Raw genomic sequence first — 21,478 nt, forward strand, 5'->3', positions numbered from 1 at the left:
GGTCATTTCGCGCAACGATTTGACACCCCGTATCATACCAAGAGGGCTCTTTTTTGTTCAAGTCCCCGAAAATCCTTCTAACAGGAATGCTCCCTAATGTACTTATAAATCTACTTTATATTTTCTTGAAAATTTTTACAATAAATATTTCTTGTTTTATTTAAATTTTAAAAAAATTCTTAAAATTACTATACAAACTTGTACTCTATATTAATATATTTTCGTAAGGTTGGTTTACATTCATAAAAGGACTCAATGACCTCATATAATAAACCAAATTATTTTTCCCATTTTCCAAATTTTCCATTGCTATTCTTATTGGAGATTTGATGACAAGTAACGAAATGATTTTCTAAAAGAACATTTCACCTGAAATATTCATAGTTCTACAAAGTTGCTTGATTGGCCCTAAAAATTTTGGCTCTGTTAAAGATAAATGTTGATATTTGATACATGTCCAAAATCTTGATATAATCAGCATAAGAACAAGTATTCGGGGGATATCAAGGTGAGCAAAGCGTTTAGCAACTTGTTAAAGTATATCGACAAATTACCACACACAAAAAAAAGAACAAGTTTACCAATGGGTTAAACGCTATGTTGAACCTACTTCCTCTGCGGGTGGTCGTTTAATCAATGAAATGAGAGAAACTCGCTTCAAGGAAGGATTTGAGTGTCCTCATTGTTCATCGGAACACGTTGTTCGGTTCGGAAAGTACAATGGTCGGCAACGGTATCGCTGTAAATGTTGTAACAAATCCTTCACTGACACAACCAACACCGTCTTGTACCGTACTCGAAAAGGCAACGAATGGATTACCTTTGTTGATTGTATGTTCAAAGGCTATTCCCTACGGAAATCGGCTGAAATCGTAGGGGTTACTTGGGTTACTCTTTTTTATTGGAGACACAAACTGTTAAACGCCTTGAAGCAAATGGATGTTGAACAGTTTGAGGGTATCGTCGAAATTGACGAGACCTATTTCCTGTACTCTCAAAAGGGACAAAGGGGCATTACTGAACGTAAACCTCGCAAACGTGGTGGAAAGTCCAAATATAGAGGAATAAGTCACGAACAGGTTTGCGTTCTCGTTGCCAGAGACCGAACAAAAGCAACCGTCTCAAAAGTTGCTTGTATGGGGCGTATTGTGAAACCAAAAGTTGAAAAATTAATTGGTTCTAAACTGTCAAACGAAAATGTGCTTGTCACAGATGCTTGGAGAGCATATAAAACCTATGCAAAAGAAAAGGGCTTAGAGCATTACAGAATTAAATCAGATGGTGGCAACCACGTTATTAAGGGCTTGTATCACATCCAAAATGTAAATGGTCTCCATTCTCGTTTGAAACAATGGATAGACCGCTTTAAAGGTGTGGCTACAAAGTATCTCGACAATTACCTTTCTTGGTTCTTATTTGTCGATAGTCGTAGTAACGAAAGCACTAATCAACATATTAAAGAATTTCTGCTAACATCATTTGTATTTGAAATGACCGACACTTATGATAGTTTACGTCTGTCGAAGTTCGATATTTAATACTATGTCAACAAATGGTCAGTTTTCTATAATGAAAGCTCTCTTTAATATGGTAAAATTTACTAAGGGAGGGATGAACATGGTTACACCAAGTGGAATGGGTTTATTATCTATGTTGATTACAATTGCAGTACCATTGTCAATGGTATTTCTTTTAATATGGGTTTATCAGATTAAGAGAAATAGTGAAGCACAAGTTGCACAAAACAAGGAAATTATTCGGCTATTAGAAAAAGAAAAAATGCAATAATCTTTTAGCAAAACAATTAATATATGTGCGTTGGGAAGCCCTTAAATTCCATTCATTCTGGGCTTCCTTTCATTATTGTTAAAAAACAACATTAAGATTTAACAGAGCCAAAATTTTAAATATGAAAAATGAAAATGAATATATTGCGGATTCCTTTCATTTCGAAACCCACGCAATTATTAACGGTGAGGATACAGTGGTACATTCTGGTCGGCATCCGGAGGAGGAATTGTTATTGCAGAGGAAACAACTGGAGTAATCGAAGGTGGAACATATACGAACAAAAACAGAGACTTTATTACCCTAAATGAAGTAAATGATATTTATATGATGGTTGAATGGTGGGATATAGGTAAAAGTGACAGCGTAAAAGAAAGAATAAATTTACATAACAAAAATAGCAAGGAACAAACCTTCTTGAAATTATACAATACTGTAAAATAAAGGGAAATCACACTAATTTGGATTTTCCCTTTATTTTACGCCAAAATCAACATTAAAGTTTAATAGAACCTAAAATAAAAAGACCTGCCCGATTTCACTAGTCCACTGGCACTTTGATGTTCAGAGTACGTATGGTGTTAATTTGCATCATCTTTTGCCCCCTATAGGTCTAGTAACGCACCTTCCATTTATATCGCTGATCCCTATTTCATATGCCTTCTTCGTTACTTTTCCGCCAAATATACTTATTATACTGATTCATGTTCTGCTGTTGGTGCTGCCGTCTCTACGCTGCTTTGTACTACTGCAGCGGATGAATCGACCACAGCCGCTCCTGCTTCCTTTTTATCCAGCGGAGCTGTTTCATTCTTAGTTTGTTCCTCTGCCGAAATAGCATCACGATTCTCTGTTTGAGCTAAGCTGGCTTCATTGCCGGAGTGAATATTCTCCTGACATGCTGTTTCAGCTTCTTCTGCCTCATTTACACTTATTGTATCCGCTTCGCTAAACTCCTTATCAACCCATTGGCAGAATAACTCATAGTCTCGTTTTACCTGTTCTTTATAGGTCATTGCCGTAAAAACAATCTGTGTGCAGAAACTGTCAAACTGATCGCCAATTGCTTTGAGAATTTCCTCTTCACTGTGATAAGAAAATAACTCCGACTGAACATCTACATCGGCACGGGCATGAATCTTAGCCGTTATTTTCCCCATAAGTTCTAATGTCTCATCGATATCCTTCAGCTTCTTCATGTCCTTCGCTTTCACTTTCTTTTTATAAGGAGATCGTTCCCGGACATAGAAATCACGATCATTGATGGTTAAATAGCCCAAATATGGATCCTCAAGATGGTGCATTGCTTTCTGTGTGGTAATGACGCGTTTACCCTGATGGGAGTATTTTTCCCAAAATGCTTCGCTGTACGGCAGAAAGTAGGCAGGAATTGGAATGCGGACTTCTTTTACCTCAAGCACTAAATCATCGACACCGTGTGCCTCCTTGCCGCCTTCCACAAGAATATAATATCTGTCCAGTCCGATTGAAGCGGTTCCTGAGCCATGCTTGCGGGCTATATCCTTCATGGTATAGAAAGACATCTCACGTTTATCCTCTGCATCAAGAGAACTGAAATAAGCCTCTGAGAAGGATTCAAGGGCCTTTCTCTCTTCAGTGCTCACTGGCAGAATTTCATCTGACCAGGCAAAAGTGCGTTTATTTTCTTCATTTATATATGTAATATCCTTCAATAAATGATCCTTCTGTCTTTTTTCCAGTTTCTTTAACACTTTTTGCACTGGTCCTTTTGTATTAGAACTAGTAAAGTCCAGCTTAAGCGGATCATCTTTCTTCTTTTTAAACCGCTTCATCTGCCCATAATATCCTTGCAGAAACGCAAGAATCCGCTCTTTTTGTTCCTTCTCGCTCAAACATTCGGCAGCGCAGAATAATGCGATACTGACAGACATACGCAGTACATCGTAAAGATAAGAACCGATATATCCTTCGTCAAAATCGTTTACGTCAAAGACAATTTCCCCTTTCTCATTTTGAAAGGCACCGAAATTTTCCATATGCAAATCACCTTGAATCCAGACAGGCTTATCCTCCGGTGTATGAAAGGAAAAAGGAATCCGCATCATATCATAATAAAATAAATAGGCACTGCCCCGGAAAAAACGAAACGGACTCTCACTCATTTTCTCATATTTTTCTCTTCTCATCTCCCGATTAAGGTGCATACACTGTTCGTCAAACTCATTCAGAATGGTTTCAATCATCTGCCGACGAAGCATCGTTCTCGTATTTTTCACTCTATCCTGCATTTCTCTTAACATCTTATCCACTCCTTAAATTTTACTCCTAAATGCATTTATCCCCCACCTAAAAGTGGGGGACTTCTGCTAAACTAAAACTCTTCTTTGACTTTGATTGAGCCATTCATATTGGCGCAGTTTCAGTTCGAATAAAGTGAGCGGATCCTGATACCATTCAGGGTTTTCTCTCATTTTTTCCAGCTCTGCTTTGCTGTACTCAATACCGGAAAGTGATTCCTCCACTGTTTCATGTAAAAGAGACAGCGGATTTTTAAAGAAAAACTTCATATCGCGGTTTAAATTTCTTTCAAATAGTTCAAACTCTTTCAGGAAGCTGGAAATAATCATTTGCACTGCTTCCTTATAGTCGTATGTCTCGACAAAATCCTTATATTTATTATACAGCATCGCATTTTTTTGCTGTACTACACCTAAGAGTTTTCCTGCACTTTTTAAAATCAGCTGCGCAGGATTGAAGCGCGGGATAATAGTGATATACTCCCAATTAATGCCGCTTGTAATCCTTTCTGCATCACGCTGCCAATATTCAAGCACCTGAAAGTCGCACTGAAGCTTAATCTTTTCTTCGTCATATAAGGCATTGAAGCTTTCACCCATCTCATTTAATGAAAGCTGCTCTGCATTCAGCTCTTCGGCACAATTCTCAATCCAATTCTGAATCATATGAAAAAAATGCGGCATCATCGTAGTTTGCAAATAGGCTTCTACCCTTTTGTTCATCTCTTTATTTAATTCTACATGGATCTTTCCGAAATGACTCTCCTCTTTTATGATCTCAGAGCATTCACGCAAAATCTGTGGAATTTTAGCAGCTAATTCCGAGCGGATTTCTTCCTTTATATCCTGATATGAGCGTGTCAAAGTTCTAGCTTTTTGCACTGAAATGTCATCCATTTGGTTAATGGCCCCATTAAGCTTTGACAGCATTTCCTCATTCCATTTAATAGAATCAATCATTTCCTTTTCTTTTTCCGCCCGCTGCATAAATAAATATGAAATCATTTCTCGAACAAAATAAAGCAGCTTTGCCGTTTGTTCTGATTGAATCTTTTTATTGCTGTAATTGGCTTCGAAGAATTGGCGCAAATCATTTAACTGATCGAAGCTGCTGTAGTGAGGAGAAAAAGCAAAGACATCGGCATTCGGTTCAAAATGCTTGATTCTCTCCAGCGGTACATCAACGAACTGTGCCATTTCCCGCTCATCATATACAGAATCCATTTTGTTGACAAGGAAATGAATCGGAACGCCCGGCATCTCCCGCTTCAAACGCTGCAGATGCTCCTGCTCTTTTACCGTAAACGGTGAATGAGCATTCAAAACAAAGAGAATCCCATCCGCTGCATGGAGATATGGCACTAGCTCATTCCCGCCATTTAAATTAGGAGTATTGATTAAAGTCAGCCTCTGTCTCCGTAAAAATTCACTCCGCATCTTCACGTAGAATAGACGCTTGCGACGGTATGACGGGATTTCTTCCATTCTTTCAACCTCTTGTATATCCGTCTCAGAGATTTCATAGATTTCCTCTTCCTCTGCGTGCTCAATAATAACAGGAGTTGTTGTTTCCTCACTTAAAATAGCTGCCCCGGCAATGGAATTAATAACTGCCTCTTTCCCGCTTTCAAATGTTCCTACCACTATAAGCCGGTAGCAATCCTTCTTATTTTTCAAATCCTGCATCAGCCAGGCAAGCGGCTTAGACGTTTGCAGACCTTTCTCTTTCGCCCAGTTCAATACTTCATTAGAGAGTTCTACCGCATCTTCCCACCCGTCTTTGCGATTCTCTAATTCTAGTAATATAGTTTCGGCATCATGAATGACAGTCGTCTCAAGTGTTCCCGGAAACATTTCATTCCATGAAACAACCGCAGCCGCAGAAGTTAATGTACCCGCAGTGTCTGATACTCTGAGCCACTTCGTTAAAATATTAGGAATCAATGCTGAAATATCCTTAATTAAATAACTTCCATTAATAAAGGATAAATAAGACTCCTTATACAACCGGGTTAATTTACTTAAAGAGCGGATTTTGTCTGGTTCGGGTTCATTCAATACTCGATTAATGACCATAATCCAAGCAGTATGAGATTCCCCACTTTTATAGATGTTCCATAAATCAGCAGTTGTATCCTCAAATCGTTCGCGATCCAGTCGGAATAACAGGAGCAGAGCATAATCGAAATACGCAGGATCCATGTCCTTCGTATAGCCATCTTTAATATATTGATGTAAACAATCAAACCACTCCACAGATTCCAAGCGGATTGCTTCGTTCATCGCTAGTTCTACCATACTGAGTCCGTCCTGCTGTTCTTCAAAAAAAGCACGGGCCAGTGCCGTTACATTTGGATAATCTGGATTCAGCATGACCGTTTCTTTAATGACTTGGCTTGCTAAGTCTGTTTTTTCCTGTTCAAGATAGAGGGAAAACAGCTGCAGCGACACTTCCGTCGTTAATGTCAAATTGTCGGTATGTATCGATTTATACACATCCTCTGCAGTCGGCAGCCATCCGAGTTCAAAATAGGCATCGCCAATATTCTTCCTTGCCCATGGTTCTAGTGCATTGCGGATACTCTCCCATTTGAAAACGGCCGTTTCAAAATCTTTATAATGAAAATACACTTCCCCTTGGGCAAATCGAATAGCAGACAAATCGGCTACTTCCTTTTTCTGTTCTTCAAAATAGGCCTCCCCGAGTACTGCAACCGGATCCTTTTCTTTATCTCCTTCTAAGAACGTTTCATAAAACATTTTTTCAATCAGCTGTTGATCTGCCGTCATTTTTTCGCCCCCAAAGAAAAAAGTAACTACTTCGTTTATGTCTTTTCTCCATATTCTTGTATTGTATCAAAGCACATTTTGTAGAAAATGTCATTACACTTACAATTATGTAACAAATTCGCAAAGCGGAAGCGCCTTGCCCCCAATAATATTCAGATGATTCTTATTCTTTATCATACCACAATATGGTATAATTCTTATGTTTTGATGATTAATAGCAGTCGACTTATTTCTTTCTCAAACAAGAGGAACTGAGGCGTATCCATAAAGATTTATGCCGTTTATGACTGGGTTGTAATGGATATATTAAGAAAATATCACAAATTCATTTAAGTGACTCTTTCATATTTGCTATAATAAAAATTAATCTAATCAACGTTACTTAAAAGGAAGGCTGATTCAGTTTGGAACATAATTCGTCAAATTTTATTAGAAATATTATAAAGGAAGATATTGAGTCAGGGAAGCATAAAGAAATCATTACGCGCTTCCCTCCTGAGCCAAATGGGTATCTTCATATTGGACATGCCAAGTCAATTGTTATTAACTTCGGCTTAGCTGATGAATTTAACGGAAAAACAAATTTACGTTTTGATGACACAAACCCATCAAAAGAAGATCAGGAATATGTTGATTCCATAAAGGAAGATGTACAGTGGCTGGGATTTGAATGGGACAGTATGCTCTATGCATCTAATTATTTCGATGAAATGTATAAACGGGCTATTCTCTTAATTAAAAAGGAAAAAGCTTATGTAGATGATTTAACAGCGGAACAAATCCGTGAATTCCGCGGCTCCCTCACAGAACCAGGTAAAGAAAGCCCATACCGCAATCGTTCTATTGAAGAAAACCTTGATCTATTTGAACGGATGAAAAATGGAGAGTTTGAAAATGGAAGCAAGGTATTGAGAGCGAAAATCGATATGTCTTCACCAAACCTCAATTTACGCGACCCTGTCATATACCGAGTTTCACACGCTGAACATCATAATACAGGGGACAAGTGGTGTATCTACCCGATGTATGATTTTGCCCATCCGCTGGAAGATGCGATTGAAGGGATCACTCATTCGATTTGTACGACTGAATTTGAAGATCACCGTCCGCTTTATGACTGGGTTGTCGCTGAATGTGAAATGGAAAACGTACCTAGACAATATGAGTTTGGCCGCTTAAATATCACGAATACCGTTATGAGTAAAAGAAAGCTGAAGCAGCTTGTAGACGAAGGCTATGTTGACGGCTGGGACGATCCGCGGATGCCGACAGTTTCAGGATTGCGCCGAAGAGGCTATACACCGGAAGCTATTCGCGAATTTGTAAAAGAAACAGGCGTTTCTAAGAACTCTGGAACCGTTGAATCAGCGATGCTGGAACATTTCGTCCGCGAGGATTTAAAATTAAAAGCATTGCGTACAATGGGCATTCTGCGCCCGTTAAAAGTTGTCATTACCAACTATCCTGAAGGTCAGGTTGAAATGCTAGATGCAGAAAACAATCCGGAAAATCCAGAAATGGGTACGAGACAAATTCCGTTTTCCCGTGAAATCTATATTGAGCAGGATGATTTCATGGAGAATCCGCCGAAGAAATATTTCCGTCTCTTCCCTGGAAATGAAGTCCGTTTAAAACACGCATACTTCATTAAGTGTGAGGAATTTATTAAAGATGAAGAAGGCAATGTGGTGGAACTTCATTGTACCTATGATCCAGAAACGAAGAGCGGTACCGGTTTTACCGGCCGTAAAGTAAAAGGAACGATCCATTGGGTAGATGCCAGCCAGGCTGTACCGGCTGAATTCCGTTTATATGAGCCGTTAATTAAAGATGAAGAACTGGAAGCTGCAGAACAATCCGGTGAAGAAACAACCTTCCTTGACCATGTAAATCCAAATTCATTACAAATTGTTCAAGGCTTTGTTGAACCAAATATGAAGGATGTTAAGGCACACGATAAATTTCAATTCTTCCGCCATGGCTATTTTAATGTCGATCCAAAGAATTCAACGCCTGAGAAACCTGTCTTTAACTTAATTGTTTCATTAAAGAGTTCGTTTAAACTATAATTTAAAAATAAAGAAAAGGGACAGTCCTATCGATAATGTATCTTAGGACTGTCCCTTTCAAATTAATCCTCATCTTTAATATCCCTGTCTTCCGGGATTGGTTCACGTAAATACTCTTCTACCATTTCTTTATACTTTTCCATTTGTTTGAAATATGTATTAAACTGTTCTTTATTGATTAAGTAGCCTTCGCCTTCAAAAAAAGCACGTATCTTTTTTTGTGCGATTAATTTTTTTATCGTTTCCTCTGATAAAGCTAAATACTCTGCCGTCTCCTTTATAGTTAAATACAAAGGTAACACCTCTCCTCTACACGCAGTTCAATGGTACATCGTTTTTACGCAACAAAAATGCATTTAATAAAAATAGTATAAACTAAGAACAACTGATGACGCAAAAAAGGCAGACAGACTCTCCCTTTGAAAGTCTGTCTGCCATTACGTTCTATATGTAACCCCTTAATTTGACCTTACTCTTAACCCCGTTCGCCTATTTCAAAATAACTAATCCGTACATTTGTAGAAACCACTGCAAAACTATTCATCTGTTTCGGAACTAAATTTCCCCCAAAAATTCAGCCCAGCAGCAGATAACCATAAATGATATCTACCCCTAAATACCATTTATTTCAATCAGGATTATATTGAACACCCTTTGCTTTTGATTTCCCCCAAACAAATATAAGTCTATGAAACAAACCTATAATCACCGGACTGTACTTTCCCCAAAATACAGTCCGGGATTATGTTTATATGCCAAACTTATACTTTATCCGTACGTGTTAATCTTAAAATAATTGAATTATTTAGCAGCTACGCCTTGTCTTGCAGCAAGTTCTGCTGCAACATCAATGATCATGTCTTCTTGTCCGCCGACTACTTGACGTCTTGCTAATTCAACTAGAACGTCACGAGCATCAACACCAAATTGTGCAGCAGCACGTTTTGCATGGTATGCGAATGTTGAGTATACACCTGCATAACCAAGTGTGATTGCTTCTCTTGTAATTGTTGGTGTTACAGGAAGAAGTGGTGCAACAATATCTTCTGCTAAATCTTGAATTTTGTATAAATCGATACCTGTTTTGATTCCCATACGATCACAAACCGCTGCAAGAACTTCTGTTTGTGTATTACCAGCACCTGCACCAAAGCAGCGAAGACTTCCGTCAATGCGAGTTGCGCCAGCTTTAATTGCTGCGATAGAGTTAGCCATAGCCATAGATAAGTTATTGTGGCCGTGGAAACCAATTTCACATTGAAGTTCTTGTCTTAATGCACCGATACGCTCAGTTACTTGTTCAGGAAGTAAATAACCTGCAGAGTCAGTCATGTATACGATATCTGCTCCGTAGCTTTCCATTAATTTAGCTTGCTCAATTAATTTTTCAACAGGAGCCATGTGAGACATCATTAGGAATCCAACTGCTTCCATTCCTAACTCTTTACCCATTGCGATATGTTGTGGAGCAACGTCTGCTTCTGTTACGTGTGTCGCAACACGAACCATTTTTGCACCTACGCTGGCTGCTTCTTTCAGATCTTCAATTGTTCCGATCCCTGGTAATAGAAGAACTGCGATTTTTGAATCACCAGCAACATCTGCTGCAGCTTCGATTAATTTTATATCACTTACTTTAGATAGACCGTATTGTAAAGATGAACCAGCTAAACCGTCACCATGAGTTACTTCGATATATGGAACACCAGCGTCAGCTAATCCTTTTGTTACAGCCTGTACTTGTTCTACTGTATATTGGTGGCGAACAGCATGGCTTCCGTCACGTAATGCAACTTCTGTGATTTGAATATCTCTTTCGATTGTCATGTTATTATTTTCCCCTTTCTTCAGCTCAAACTGTTTCCTTTAATTCTTTTTTCGCAAACTCTTCAGCAATACGAACAGCTGCAGATGTCATGATATCCAGGTTACCAGAATATTCCGGTAAGTAGTCTCCAGCACCTTTAACTTCAATAAGAACAGTTACTTTATTGCCTTCAAAAATTGGTTCAGTACGTAAGTGGTAACCAGGAACGTAAGATTGAACTGTTTTTTCCATTTCTTTAATAGATTCACGGATACCTTCTTCGTTCATTGTGCCTTCTTCAACAAGCGCGTATACAGTATTACGCATCATGATTGGAGGTTCAGCAGGGTTTAAGATGATAATCGCTTTTCCTTTGTCAGCTCCGCCAACTACTTCGATTGCTTTTGAAGTTGTTTCAGTAAATTCATCGATATTTGCACGAGTACCAGGGCCTGCAGATTTACTTGAAATCGTAGCAACGATTTCGCCGTATACAACGTTAGATACGCGGTTAATAGCAGCAACCATTGGAATAGTAGCTTGTCCGCCGCAAGTAATCATGTTGATATTGCTTTTATCTAAATGTTCGTTAACGTTTACTGCTGGTGATACGTAAGGTCCAATTGCAGCTGGTGTTAAGTCAAGCATTTTAATGCCGCGTTCTTGACATAATTTGTCGTTGTAAAGATGTGCTTTTGCGCTTGTTGCATCAAACATAATGTCTGCTTCTAAACCTTGTTCAAAGAAACCGTCGATTCCAGTGTCAACACCAGCATAACCTGCTTCTTTTGCACGGCGTAAACCGTCTGAATTTGGGTCAATTCCGATTACTGCAGTTAATTCCAAGAATTCTGATCTACCTAATTTGACCATAAGGTCTGTTCCAATATTACCTGAGCCAATAATAGCCGCTTTTAATTTTTTAGCCAAAATAATTCTCCTCCTAAATATAAGAAAGTAATTTTATAGTGAATTGTGCCTCAAGTTTAATAATGAGGAACATCTTTGTAACCTAAGCATCTCGAAATCTTTGCTGCTGCATTTTTTACACCTGCGATTACTTCTGGAAGTCTCTCATCTGTTAGTCTCATTTTTGGTGTAGCACAGCTTAATGAAGCGGATACATTCCCATTGTAATCGAATATTGGCGCTCCAACACATGCAAGACCAAACTCAATCTCTTCATCTTCAAGCGAATAACCGTTTTCTTTTATCGTTTGAAGTTGTTTCTTGATTTCTTCTTTATCAGTGATGGTATGTTCAGTAAAGGCTTGCATTTTTATTGTTGATAGAATTCTATCAACTTCTCTCTCATTTTGATAAGCGAGAATCGCCTTTCCCACCCCTGTACAGTGAATCGGAGCTTTTTTCCCAACATGGGAAGAGATTCTTAAAGTTTGTGGCCCTTCTTCTTTTGCCACATAAACTAATTCATCTTGCTGCCTCACGACTAGATGAACAGTCTCTCTCAGTTCATCTACCAACTCCTTAATAAACGGGCGGGCAATTTGGACAATATCTAATTTGTCAGCAATAAAAGAACCCAGTTCGAATAACTTTAAGCCCAGCTTATACTTTAAATCATCTGGATTTTGCTGAAGGTACCCTCTATGTTCCAGGGTTTTGATTAGACCATGAACGGTGCTTTTCGATAAGCCTAATTTCTCGCTGATATCTTTAACACTTAGTTCTGATTCGCCATCTAAGAACAACTCAAGAATATCGGCAGCCCTGTCAACAGATTGTATCAAACGCTCTGCCATGGTTACCCTCCTTGCATTCGACATTACCGAATGGCGTTCGTAATTTCAACTTACATTCTTATCATAAAGCCCGTCTACTATATTGTCAACATTTTTTCATTTGACAAATCATGAATTATTTTGGAAAAGTCATGTGAATAAAGGGAAAACGAATATTAGAACCAATTTCCTTTAAATAGAGCAGTGAAATATCAACGACTTTTATCACATCGATACACAAAGCAAAAAACGCTTATAAATACCCTTATAGGTATTTATAAGCGTAAAAAAATACACTTTATTATTGAATAAAAGAAATGACCTTCAATTTATTTTACATAAAATATGTTTATTTAACGTCTTTTATCATGAAATTTTGCAGCCATATTTCTGTTCCATACGCAGAAGGTTTATAATCAATCAGGATGTTTTTTGTATGTTTTAGCATTAAATTGTCATAAATAAACGTAATGCCATCCATTTCTATCGTGTTTTCTCCTTCTTTTTGCTCCACGGGTGCTAGCGAATAACTGGCAGTTCCTCCCCCGCCGCAGCCAACACCTGCTAAATAAACATAGACCGACTGTTTCGTTTCATCTTTTGCTAATAAGTTTTTTAATGTTGCGATTGCTGTTTCTGTTACGGTAATATTCATAAAAATCCTCCATTCTATTTACTTAGAATTATTATACATCGACTTTTTATAAATGGTAGTTTTCTTGCTCATAATATTCGCAAAATAATATTTTTCCATACTTACAAAAAAGAAATCAGGCTGCAGAAGCGTACAACCTGATTCATATTAATAAAGTATCTCCTATTTAATTTTTATCATTTCTAGAGAGAAAATTCCCAATCCGCTCTGCGGCTTCCGTCAGCCTTTCAGCTGTCTGGACGAGGGCAATACGGACATAACCCTCTCCAAGACTCCCAAAAGCATCGCCCGGTACTACAGCAACACCGGCTTTTTCAAGGAGTGCAAAAGCAAATTCACGAGAAGCCCACCCTTCAGGAATTTTAGCCCAAACAAACATCGTTGCCGGTGATTTTGGAACATTCCAGCCAGCACCCGCTAATCCTGTAAGCAGCGCATCTCTGCGTTTTTCATATTCCTTTACTTGATCATCCAATACCTGATAATCCGATGTCAGTGCAATCTCAGCTGCCTTTTGAATCGGATAAAACACACCATAATCGATATGTGACTTAAGTGCAGCCAGAATGTTAATCACATCCCTGTTTCCTACTACATACCCTATGCGGCAGCCAGCCATATTAAAGGTTTTAGATAAAGAGTTAAATTCAATCCCAACTTCTTTCGCCCCGGGAATGGACATAAAGCTCATCTGCGGGTGATGATCAAAGATCAGTTCAGAATAGGCAAAATCATGAACCACTAGAATGTTATGTCTTCGGGCAAATTCTACCACCTGTTCAAAGAATGATTCATCTGCCAATGCTGTAACAGGATTTCCCGGATAGCTAATAATCATCATTTTTGTTTTCTCCAACACTTCTGCCGGGATTTCATCCAGCTGCGGCAAATACTGGTTTTCCTCCAGTAATGGCATTGGATAAACCGTACCGCCCGCTATCGTAACGCTGGCCTCATAAATGGGATAGCCTGGGTCGGGTACAAGCACATAGTCACCTTGATTTACCATTGCTAGAGCCAAATGGGACAATCCATCCTGCGAGCCCATCAGCTGTAACACTTCTGCAACAGGATTAATCTCTACCTGATAGCGCTGCTGATAAAAATAAGAAACCGCTTGATTAAACTCTGGAATTCCTGTCAGTGTATAGCCGTATTTTGCTGAATCCTCGCAATACTCGACAAGCGAATCGACTACAAAATCGGGCGGAGGCAGATTTGGACTGCCGACACTTAGATCGATAACATCCATTCCTTTTTGGATAACTTCTTGCTTTTTATTCGCCATTTCTGTAAAAATTCCAGTAGTCAGTTTTCCCATAATCTGCGATGGAACAATTTTCATGGTTGAATCCTCCTTGAAGCCAAATCTTTTCTATAATTCTTTTTTAAATTACTATCTCAATATAAATGTACCATAGTTCCATTACTGCAGAGGCTTCTTTTTAAACGATAATTATTTTAATTGACAAGTTAATAAGGAGATCGTACAATTATCTCGAATTAAATTATCTCTAATTCGAAATATAGGATACTAAGAATGCAATGCATATCAATAGATAAAAAACCAAACATATAAATAAAGGGGATGACATGATGTTAAGAAAAATTGATCATAACAAAATGGGAAGAAGTAATTTAGGCTGGCTGAGAAGTTTGTTCCATTTCTCATTTGCCGAGTACTATAATCCTGAAAACATTAATTTTGGTGTATTACGAGTAATTAACGATGACTTGATTGCACCACATACTGGCTTTGATACACATCCGCACCGTGATATGGAGATTATTTCATATGTAGTTGAAGGAGATTTGACTCACGGGGACAGTATGGGAAACAAGCAGACTGTAACACGCGGACATGTTCAATATATGAGTGCCGGAACAGGCGTCCTGCATAGTGAGCATAATCATGGGGATGAGATGTTAAGAATTCTGCAAATCTGGATTTTCCCTGACAAAAAAGGCTACACACCTAATTACGGGGATTTCCGCTTTAATTGGGAAGACAGACATAATAAATGGCTCCATATGGTATCGGGTAAAGACGGGGATGCAACAGTAAAAATTAATCAGGATGTCAATTTCTTTTCTTTAGAGCTGGACAAAGATAAAGAGATCAACTTCCCGGTAGCGAACGGACGCCAAGCTTATTTAGTTCAGATCGAAGGTACGTCTGATATCAATGAGATTAGCTTAGATGCTCGAGATGGTCTTGAAATTATAGAGGAAGATATTCAAATTAAAGCGAAAGAAACTTCCCATATTTTAGTCATTGAAATGGCAAAAGAATGATTTCTTGCATTCGTCCCACCATTTATAGAAGTGGGGGACTTCTGCTGAATAAAGTTAGAGAAGAAGTCACAGTGTGAGGCTATCGTTTATCACGATAGTTTATTACAAAAGCTGTGGCTTCTTTTTTATGTTTTGGCCGAATAAATATAAGATTGAGCTAAAGTGTTTAGGGTGCAAATGATTGCTTAAGTATATTGCATATCTTTTTAATAGAGGTGATTTTGTGTATAGTCAGTACAGGACTCCTTCTTTTCCTGAGCAGCATTCCACGGTCAAAAACTCTTTTACTATGACCGTAGAGGGAGAAGGACGTGTCATAACAAAACCGGATCAAGCAAAGATAAATATCGGCGTTTCAACGGAAAATCCAAACGTACAGCAGGCCCAACAGGAAAACACAAAAATTTCAAACCAAATCATCGATGCATTAACCAGAACCGGAATTAGTGAAAATGATATCAGAACGGTGACCTATTCTATTTTTCCACGTTATGATTATATTGAGGGAAAATCTATCTTAAGAGGCTATGAAGTTGAACATTTATTTGAAATTACGATTAGGGATCTTACGAAAACAGGGCTCGTCTACGATGCAGCGATTCAAAATGGGGCCAATCGCAGCGGGACGATCCAGTTTCTAGTTTCAAATCCAGAACAATATTATCAAGAGGCTTTGTCAAAGGCAGTGATCGATGCCGGAAAAAAAGCAGCTGTACTTGCGCAAACGATCAGGGCTGCCCTTTATCCCATTCCCATAAAAATGATCGAAAGAAGCATGGGGCAAGGTTCGGCTCCACGCCCTTATGCGTTTCAAGTTGCCGGTGTTTCAACTGAGGGTCCTCCTCCAATCCAAGAAGGCCGTTTTACGATTACAGCCAATGTGACAGCGGTTTATTCATATAAAAGTTAAGAGGAAAATATTTAAAAGGCTGCACTCGCAAGACACCTGTTGTGAACGATTCGGAACCCCCATCTGAATCGTTCGCACCCTCGTTCCGAACCGCTCGAAACCTTTAGAGTTTTATTTCATTTTTTTCATTCACTTTTTCATCGATGATGAGATTCCTGTTCATCCTTTCGAGTTCCAGCCGTAATTTTTCCGTTTCCATTAAGTAATTTTGTTGTTTCAATTTCTCTAATTCGATTTCATCTTTAATCATGTCACGCTTAATTTTGGACTGTTTTTGAAAATGACTCGTGAGGATGGCAATGATTGGAATAGCAAAAACCATGATTACTGCAATTGTACCCGTCATATTGATCACCCTTTTTCTCATATTTATTAACTCTCTCTACCAATTATATGATAATTTGGGGAATTCTAAAAGAATCTAATCAACCGATTGGTCTCTATTTTTTCCTTAGATCATTTGTTTTGCCCCTTCATTTTAAAGCCTCAGCTGCCTTCCTCATTTTCCATGAAACCTTTCCCCATGTTATACGTATTAAAACTGACCTTTATGATTGAAAGGAGTGTATTTATGGGTAATATTTTACTATTCTCGCTTATTGTGGGATTAGCTTCTGCCCTTATGCTTATCCCCTTTTCGAAGCAGAAAACAGCTGGCGGAAAAAAGCTATTCAAAAAGAACAAAAATGTCGAGAATATGAAAAGACCGACAAAAACTGGATTTTATCTAACAAGCTTTACTTTATTAATCCTTCTTGTATTCACTTATTATTATGTAACCAATCTTGACCGTAATCTCACCTCTTTATGGATATACGCTATTATTGTTACCGGTATCGGATCTCTTTTAGCTTCTGGCACAGAAAGAGTGATCAAGTCACTGCTGTTTATTGGGAGCCTTTTCATAGGTGTATACTTCCTCACAGCATTTTTGTTTAACGCCAATGAAAAATTTGACAGTGCCAAAATGAAAGTCAAAACAGAAATTGAAGTTTTTGATGAAAAGGAAACACCTGCGAGCGTTCCGCCGCAGTTTGCCCGCAACAAGATGAAAAAAGCATTTGGCCAGGTTCCAAATACAAGCTACTATGAGCTGGGCAATCTGCAGATTCAAAAGGTAAATGGCGAATATGTCTATATTGCCCCTGTTGAATTCTCAGGTTTCTTTAAATGGTGGAAAGCTGATGTGACACCTGGATATTTCACGATTAGCGCTACAGATTCTTCTGCTAATCCAAAATTTATAAACGCTGAAATGGCTTATACCCCCTCTTCATTTTTTCATAAAAAAATAGAACGGCATATTCGTTTCCAACACCCACAGCTTATTTTTTACGGAGATGTGCAGCTTGAAATTGATGATGATGGAAGACCATTCTACATCCGTTCATATGGTGACTTTATTTCGGCACGGAACGGATTTGCTGTGAAAGGAATTGTCATGGTAGAGCCAGTTAGCGGTGATACAAAAATATATCGGCTGAACGATGTTCCTGACTTTATTGACGGAGCCGTTTCTCCTGAAGCAGTCAGTCTGCAGAACAGCTATTACGGTAATTATGTTCACGGATACTGGAACAGCAAGTTTGGAAAATCTGATGTTAAGCTGCCTTCAGATGAAGGAACAGAGGCCAATGTGAGTCCGATTTTCGATGAAAATGGAATCATGTATTATTTCACTGATTTTACGAGTCCTAAAGAAGGCGTCGATTCCATGCTTGGTTATTCACTGACGAACTCAAAGACAGGAGAAGCAGTCTACTATACGGGTAATTTAGAGGAATCCTACATGGATTCGCAGGGTGCGCTGCAAATCATTGAAAAGAAATTTATTGAGAAGAAATGGCAAGGAGCTATGCCTGTTCTTTATAATTTCTATGGAGAGGCCAGCTGGCTGGCACCTGTTCTTGATTCCAACGGCTTTTTGCAGAATTATTTTATTGTATCTGCAGCAAATCCCGAAATTTCCGTTTATGCTTCGACACCTAATGCCGCACTAAAGCAGTATAAAACAGCCTTGCAGCGCGGCGGCGGTACTGTAGACGGCAGTTCAAATGCGAAGGAAAGACAGACATCCGGAATGGTTGTGAGGGTGTATAAAGAACGTTCCGGTGAATATACGCTGATTTCCTTCTTATTGGATAATAAGAAAAACTACACCCTTTCATCGGAGAATGAGCCACTGGCGATTTACCTGCAGGTAGGTGATCAAGTTAAAGTGACCTATATGGATACAGGAGAAACATTCCTGCCGGTAAAAGAAATGACGATAGAGGGTATTGAATAAGCAGGATCCAAAAAACACGATGAACTCCTTCAAAAGAGTGCACCGTGTTTTTTTGCTGATAATTACGGCTGTACAGGATTTAGCTTTCGCACTTGAAGATGATCCCTCATATATGCCCAGTTTTGCGGAGCAGGCAGACCGATATGCCAAAACGTAGACCCCAGCAATTGATATAAATCGATTAATTTATACTTTTCTGTAAAACTTCTAATATCCTCAAACCACACAATATGCTCCTCATTCATTCTATAATAGCGGTACCACGGTGCCTGTGCTATATCATCATATTCAATAACGGTCCCAAGAGAAAGAGCCTGCTGCTGTGCAGCTTGGACAGACAAAGCTGTTGTAATGGTTGAATTGACGATCTTATCATAGCCATAGAGAGCTATCGCTATTTGGACTTTTCGCGGATTCATTTGCGTTACTGCATAACGAATAACCTCCTCTACCCAGCCAATGGGCGCTATCGGATCGGGAGGACCCGTTGGATAGCCATAATCGATCGTCATAACCGCTACAATATCCGCGGCGTTTCCGATAGCACGATAGTCATAAGCCCCAACTATCCGGTTTGTCGGCATATCTTCACTTTTTGCATGAATATTTACATGTAAGATTAGATCGTTTAACTCCCTTTTAAGGTCCGTCAAAAAAAGAGTAAATTCATTTCTTCTTTGCGGCGGAATAAATTCAAAGTCAATACTTACTCCACTGTAGCCGCGGGAACGGGCTAAATTTACTAAGCTTCTGACCAAATTATTACGATAAACTGGATTTCCCAGCACATTTCCGATTAGTTCAGGGCTAAATCCGCCATTAAAAAAGTTTCGAATCATTAATAAAGGAGTGACATTTAGCTGATGGCTCCTTGCCACAAGCTCCAGATCCTTTAATAACACATAAGCATACCCCTCCTCAGTTAAAGAGAAGGCCACTACTGCTACATAAGTCAACTGGTTTGCCAATGATTCGAGCACTGCCATCGATTCTTCAAGTGATTGCGGTACTATAAAGCCCAATGAAGTTAAACGTAATTTATTGGGTGACGGAATATTCAATCTTTGTCCAATAGATAAAAGGTTGGGATTAATTCCTGGATTAGCGGAAATGATGGAAGCGATGCTTGTATGATTCATATTCGCTATTTTCCACAAAGTATCCCCTGCAGATATTTGATAATAACGAAGCGATAAGGAACGATCGGGTATATATAAGGCAAGTCCCGGCATTAGCAGGTCAGGGGATAAAAGCCCGTTCACTTGTAATATGTCTGCAACAGGAATCCGGTACAAGCTGGAAATGGACCATAAGCTGTCCCCGCCTTTCACCACATGTATAGACACTAAGAATCCCCCCTTACAATCATTTTATTAAAAGATACTTGTAATATACTCATTGGGATTCTGTGAGAGCAAAATTGTCTGTTTCTATGAACGGAAGAATAAATTGAAATGATGCTGCAGCGATCATTTTCCGGGAAATATTCTTGTATGATTTTGGCGATATTCGTTGTTATTCCGAGTTTAGCCGCAAATTTTAGGGTAAGCTGCGCGAATCTGGCCTGCATTTTTTTGCATAAAAAAAACAGTCCCATAAGATTCCATATCTATCTTTCGGGACTGTCTATTCATTATTTCATTTCTACAGCATTCTGTACATGCACTGTCAGGAATTCTCCCTTGCGCATCATAATATGCCCTGATTCGTAAAGACCATTATCTATTGTTAAATAAACCTTTGCTGCATTGTAATACGATCCGAACGTATTGGCGATGCTTTGAAGGATCATTTGTTCATATCCCGCCCCTGCGTTCATATTTGTAACAAAATCACTATTTAAATCAATATAGACATTTCCATCCTGATTTAAATATAAACTGTTAATTTTCGTCTGTGCTGAAAACACTTTTCCAATATTATATTCGGCGGGCAGCGACTCCTTATAGGCGTTCTCCAGCACCTTTTTCGTCATATCGTTCGTGTGGAATTGCAGCTCTTTGTTTTGATAATAATACTTTCCATCATCGATATTCGGATAATAAAATAAAACATTTTGCATCAAAGATACATTTTCCTCTATTTTACTCAAGGTAGAGGTTATTTCCGTACCTTCAGTTACAAACACAGTTTTAACCAGACCGACATTTTGGGCATAGTAATCGATTGTTTGTCCTTCTTCACCTTTTGTCGTGACTTCCAGTGCCTTATAATCCCCGGAAGGAGTTGAAATATCGACATCTAGATTCGTAATCGTACTTGTGTTTGAATCACTTAATGTCCAGGTGGTTCCCTTTTCTAATGGTTCCTTCAGGAGTACATCTTCCTTTTCATCTGTTTTGTTCAGCAGGTTTTCCCGGTAATAAGCCTCTCCTCTGGAATACTTACTTATTAACTTTCCATCCTTTATTTCAAAAACTTTGGCCATCACGGTTCCGCCATTGTTCACTCGCTGCTGAAACTTACCATCGGAAGTATAATCAATGTATGTATCATAGGAAGCATACTCATTTCCCGAACCTTCGTATACATAACGGGTATCTTCTTTAATAGGAACATAATCCTCTATACTTAAAGGATCGGTTTCTTTGCCGCTATCATTTTCACCTGAGTTATTGCCGGCAGTATTGTTGTTACCATTATTATTGTTGTTTTCATCACCATTTCCTGTGCTGCAGGCTGCAAGAAACAAGGTAAGAATCAGGACAGCCCATAATAATACTGCTCTTTTCATCATCATCCACTCCCTTTCATTTATTAAGTGTCAAAAAGTATTCCTCTTCTGACTTCATTATATATGGAAAAACAACTTCTGTTTCAGTTCTACTTTACTAAATTATGACAAAAGCCAAGGCT

General features: G+C 38.7%; 16 protein-coding genes and 1 pseudogene. 6 read left to right on the forward strand and 11 right to left on the reverse strand.

Going from position 1 to position 21,478, the window contains the following annotated elements; genetic code table 11:
• Positions 1 to 508: 508 nt before the first annotated feature.
• Both HNR53_RS21395 and HNR53_RS21400 read left to right on the forward strand, forming a co-directional pair.
• Positions 509 to 1,538: pseudogene (locus HNR53_RS21395) on the forward strand (IS1595 family transposase).
• A 79-nt stretch (positions 1,539 to 1,617) separates the two neighbouring features.
• Positions 1,618 to 1,788 (forward strand): hypothetical protein, encoded by a 171-nt coding sequence (locus HNR53_RS21400; protein ID WP_184529916.1) that lies wholly within the window; start codon positions 1,618 to 1,620, stop codon positions 1,786 to 1,788.
• Between the two features lie 692 nt (positions 1,789 to 2,480).
• On the opposite strand, the gene HNR53_RS21405 is transcribed toward HNR53_RS21400, so the two are convergent.
• Positions 2,481 to 4,070 (reverse strand): DUF2252 family protein, encoded by a 1,590-nt coding sequence (locus HNR53_RS21405; protein WP_184529918.1) that lies wholly within the window; start codon positions 4,068 to 4,070, stop codon positions 2,481 to 2,483.
• A 66-nt stretch (positions 4,071 to 4,136) separates the two neighbouring features.
• Complete coding sequence (locus tag HNR53_RS21410; RefSeq protein WP_184529920.1) at positions 4,137 to 6,857, reverse strand: dynamin family protein; 2,721 nt, start codon at positions 6,855 to 6,857, stop codon at positions 4,137 to 4,139.
• A gap of 404 nt (positions 6,858 to 7,261) precedes the next feature.
• Between HNR53_RS21410 and HNR53_RS21415 the strand changes: the two genes are divergently transcribed.
• Positions 7,262 to 8,926 (forward strand): glutamine--tRNA ligase/YqeY domain fusion protein, encoded by a 1,665-nt coding sequence (locus HNR53_RS21415; RefSeq protein WP_184529922.1) that lies wholly within the window; start codon positions 7,262 to 7,264, stop codon positions 8,924 to 8,926.
• Between the two features lie 62 nt (positions 8,927 to 8,988).
• Here the strand turns inward: HNR53_RS21415 and HNR53_RS21420 are convergent, their stop codons facing one another.
• From HNR53_RS21420 to HNR53_RS21445, 6 genes are all read right to left on the reverse strand, one after another.
• Entirely contained in the window at positions 8,989 to 9,219 is a 231-nt protein-coding gene (locus tag HNR53_RS21420; protein ID WP_184529924.1) for an excisionase family DNA-binding protein, read from the reverse strand.
• Positions 9,220 to 9,727: 508 nt separating this feature from the next.
• Positions 9,728 to 10,753 (reverse strand): 4-hydroxy-2-oxovalerate aldolase, encoded by a 1,026-nt coding sequence (gene dmpG / locus HNR53_RS21425; RefSeq protein ID WP_184529926.1) that lies wholly within the window; start codon positions 10,751 to 10,753, stop codon positions 9,728 to 9,730.
• Positions 10,754 to 10,778: 25 nt separating this feature from the next.
• A complete protein-coding gene (locus tag HNR53_RS21430) occupies positions 10,779 to 11,663 on the reverse strand; it encodes an acetaldehyde dehydrogenase (acetylating) (RefSeq protein ID WP_184529928.1) in 885 nt (294 codons plus the stop codon).
• Positions 11,664 to 11,719: 56 nt separating this feature from the next.
• Positions 11,720 to 12,496, reverse strand: a complete 777-nt coding sequence (locus tag HNR53_RS21435) for an IclR family transcriptional regulator (protein ID WP_184529930.1) — start codon at positions 12,494 to 12,496, stop codon at positions 11,720 to 11,722.
• 328 nt (positions 12,497 to 12,824) lie between these two features.
• Complete coding sequence (locus tag HNR53_RS21440; RefSeq protein ID WP_184529932.1) at positions 12,825 to 13,130, reverse strand: iron-sulfur cluster biosynthesis family protein; 306 nt, start codon at positions 13,128 to 13,130, stop codon at positions 12,825 to 12,827.
• Between the two features lie 166 nt (positions 13,131 to 13,296).
• Positions 13,297 to 14,475: an LL-diaminopimelate aminotransferase gene (locus tag HNR53_RS21445; protein WP_184529934.1), complete on the reverse strand. Its 1,179-nt coding sequence runs from the start codon at positions 14,473 to 14,475 to the stop codon at positions 13,297 to 13,299.
• Between the two features lie 251 nt (positions 14,476 to 14,726).
• Between HNR53_RS21445 and HNR53_RS21450 the strand changes: the two genes are divergently transcribed.
• Both HNR53_RS21450 and HNR53_RS21455 read left to right on the forward strand, forming a co-directional pair.
• On the forward strand, positions 14,727 to 15,425 hold the full coding sequence (locus tag HNR53_RS21450) for a pirin family protein (protein ID WP_184529982.1): 699 nt from the start codon (positions 14,727 to 14,729) through the stop codon (positions 15,423 to 15,425).
• Positions 15,426 to 15,606: 181 nt separating this feature from the next.
• A complete protein-coding gene (locus tag HNR53_RS21455; protein WP_184529936.1) occupies positions 15,607 to 16,335 on the forward strand; it encodes an SIMPL domain-containing protein in 729 nt (242 codons plus the stop codon).
• 103 nt (positions 16,336 to 16,438) lie between these two features.
• Here HNR53_RS21455 and HNR53_RS21460 read toward each other — a convergent pair whose 3' ends face one another.
• Positions 16,439 to 16,681, reverse strand: a complete 243-nt coding sequence (locus HNR53_RS21460; RefSeq protein ID WP_184529984.1) for a hypothetical protein — start codon at positions 16,679 to 16,681, stop codon at positions 16,439 to 16,441.
• A gap of 225 nt (positions 16,682 to 16,906) precedes the next feature.
• Between HNR53_RS21460 and HNR53_RS21465 the strand changes: the two genes are divergently transcribed.
• Positions 16,907 to 18,622 (forward strand): hypothetical protein, encoded by a 1,716-nt coding sequence (locus HNR53_RS21465; protein WP_184529938.1) that lies wholly within the window; start codon positions 16,907 to 16,909, stop codon positions 18,620 to 18,622.
• Positions 18,623 to 18,684: 62 nt separating this feature from the next.
• Here the strand turns inward: HNR53_RS21465 and HNR53_RS21470 are convergent, their stop codons facing one another.
• Both HNR53_RS21470 and HNR53_RS21475 read right to left on the reverse strand, forming a co-directional pair.
• Positions 18,685 to 19,968 (reverse strand): LysM peptidoglycan-binding domain-containing protein, encoded by a 1,284-nt coding sequence (locus HNR53_RS21470; RefSeq protein ID WP_184529940.1) that lies wholly within the window; start codon positions 19,966 to 19,968, stop codon positions 18,685 to 18,687.
• Between the two features lie 287 nt (positions 19,969 to 20,255).
• Entirely contained in the window at positions 20,256 to 21,362 is a 1,107-nt protein-coding gene (locus HNR53_RS21475) for a GerMN domain-containing protein (protein ID WP_246439730.1), read from the reverse strand.
• Positions 21,363 to 21,478: the final 116 nt, after the last annotated feature.

It is taken from the genome of Bacillus benzoevorans, assembly GCF_014207535.1.
Lineage (GTDB): Bacteria > Bacillota > Bacilli > Bacillales > Cytobacillaceae > Bacillus_BD > Bacillus_BD benzoevorans.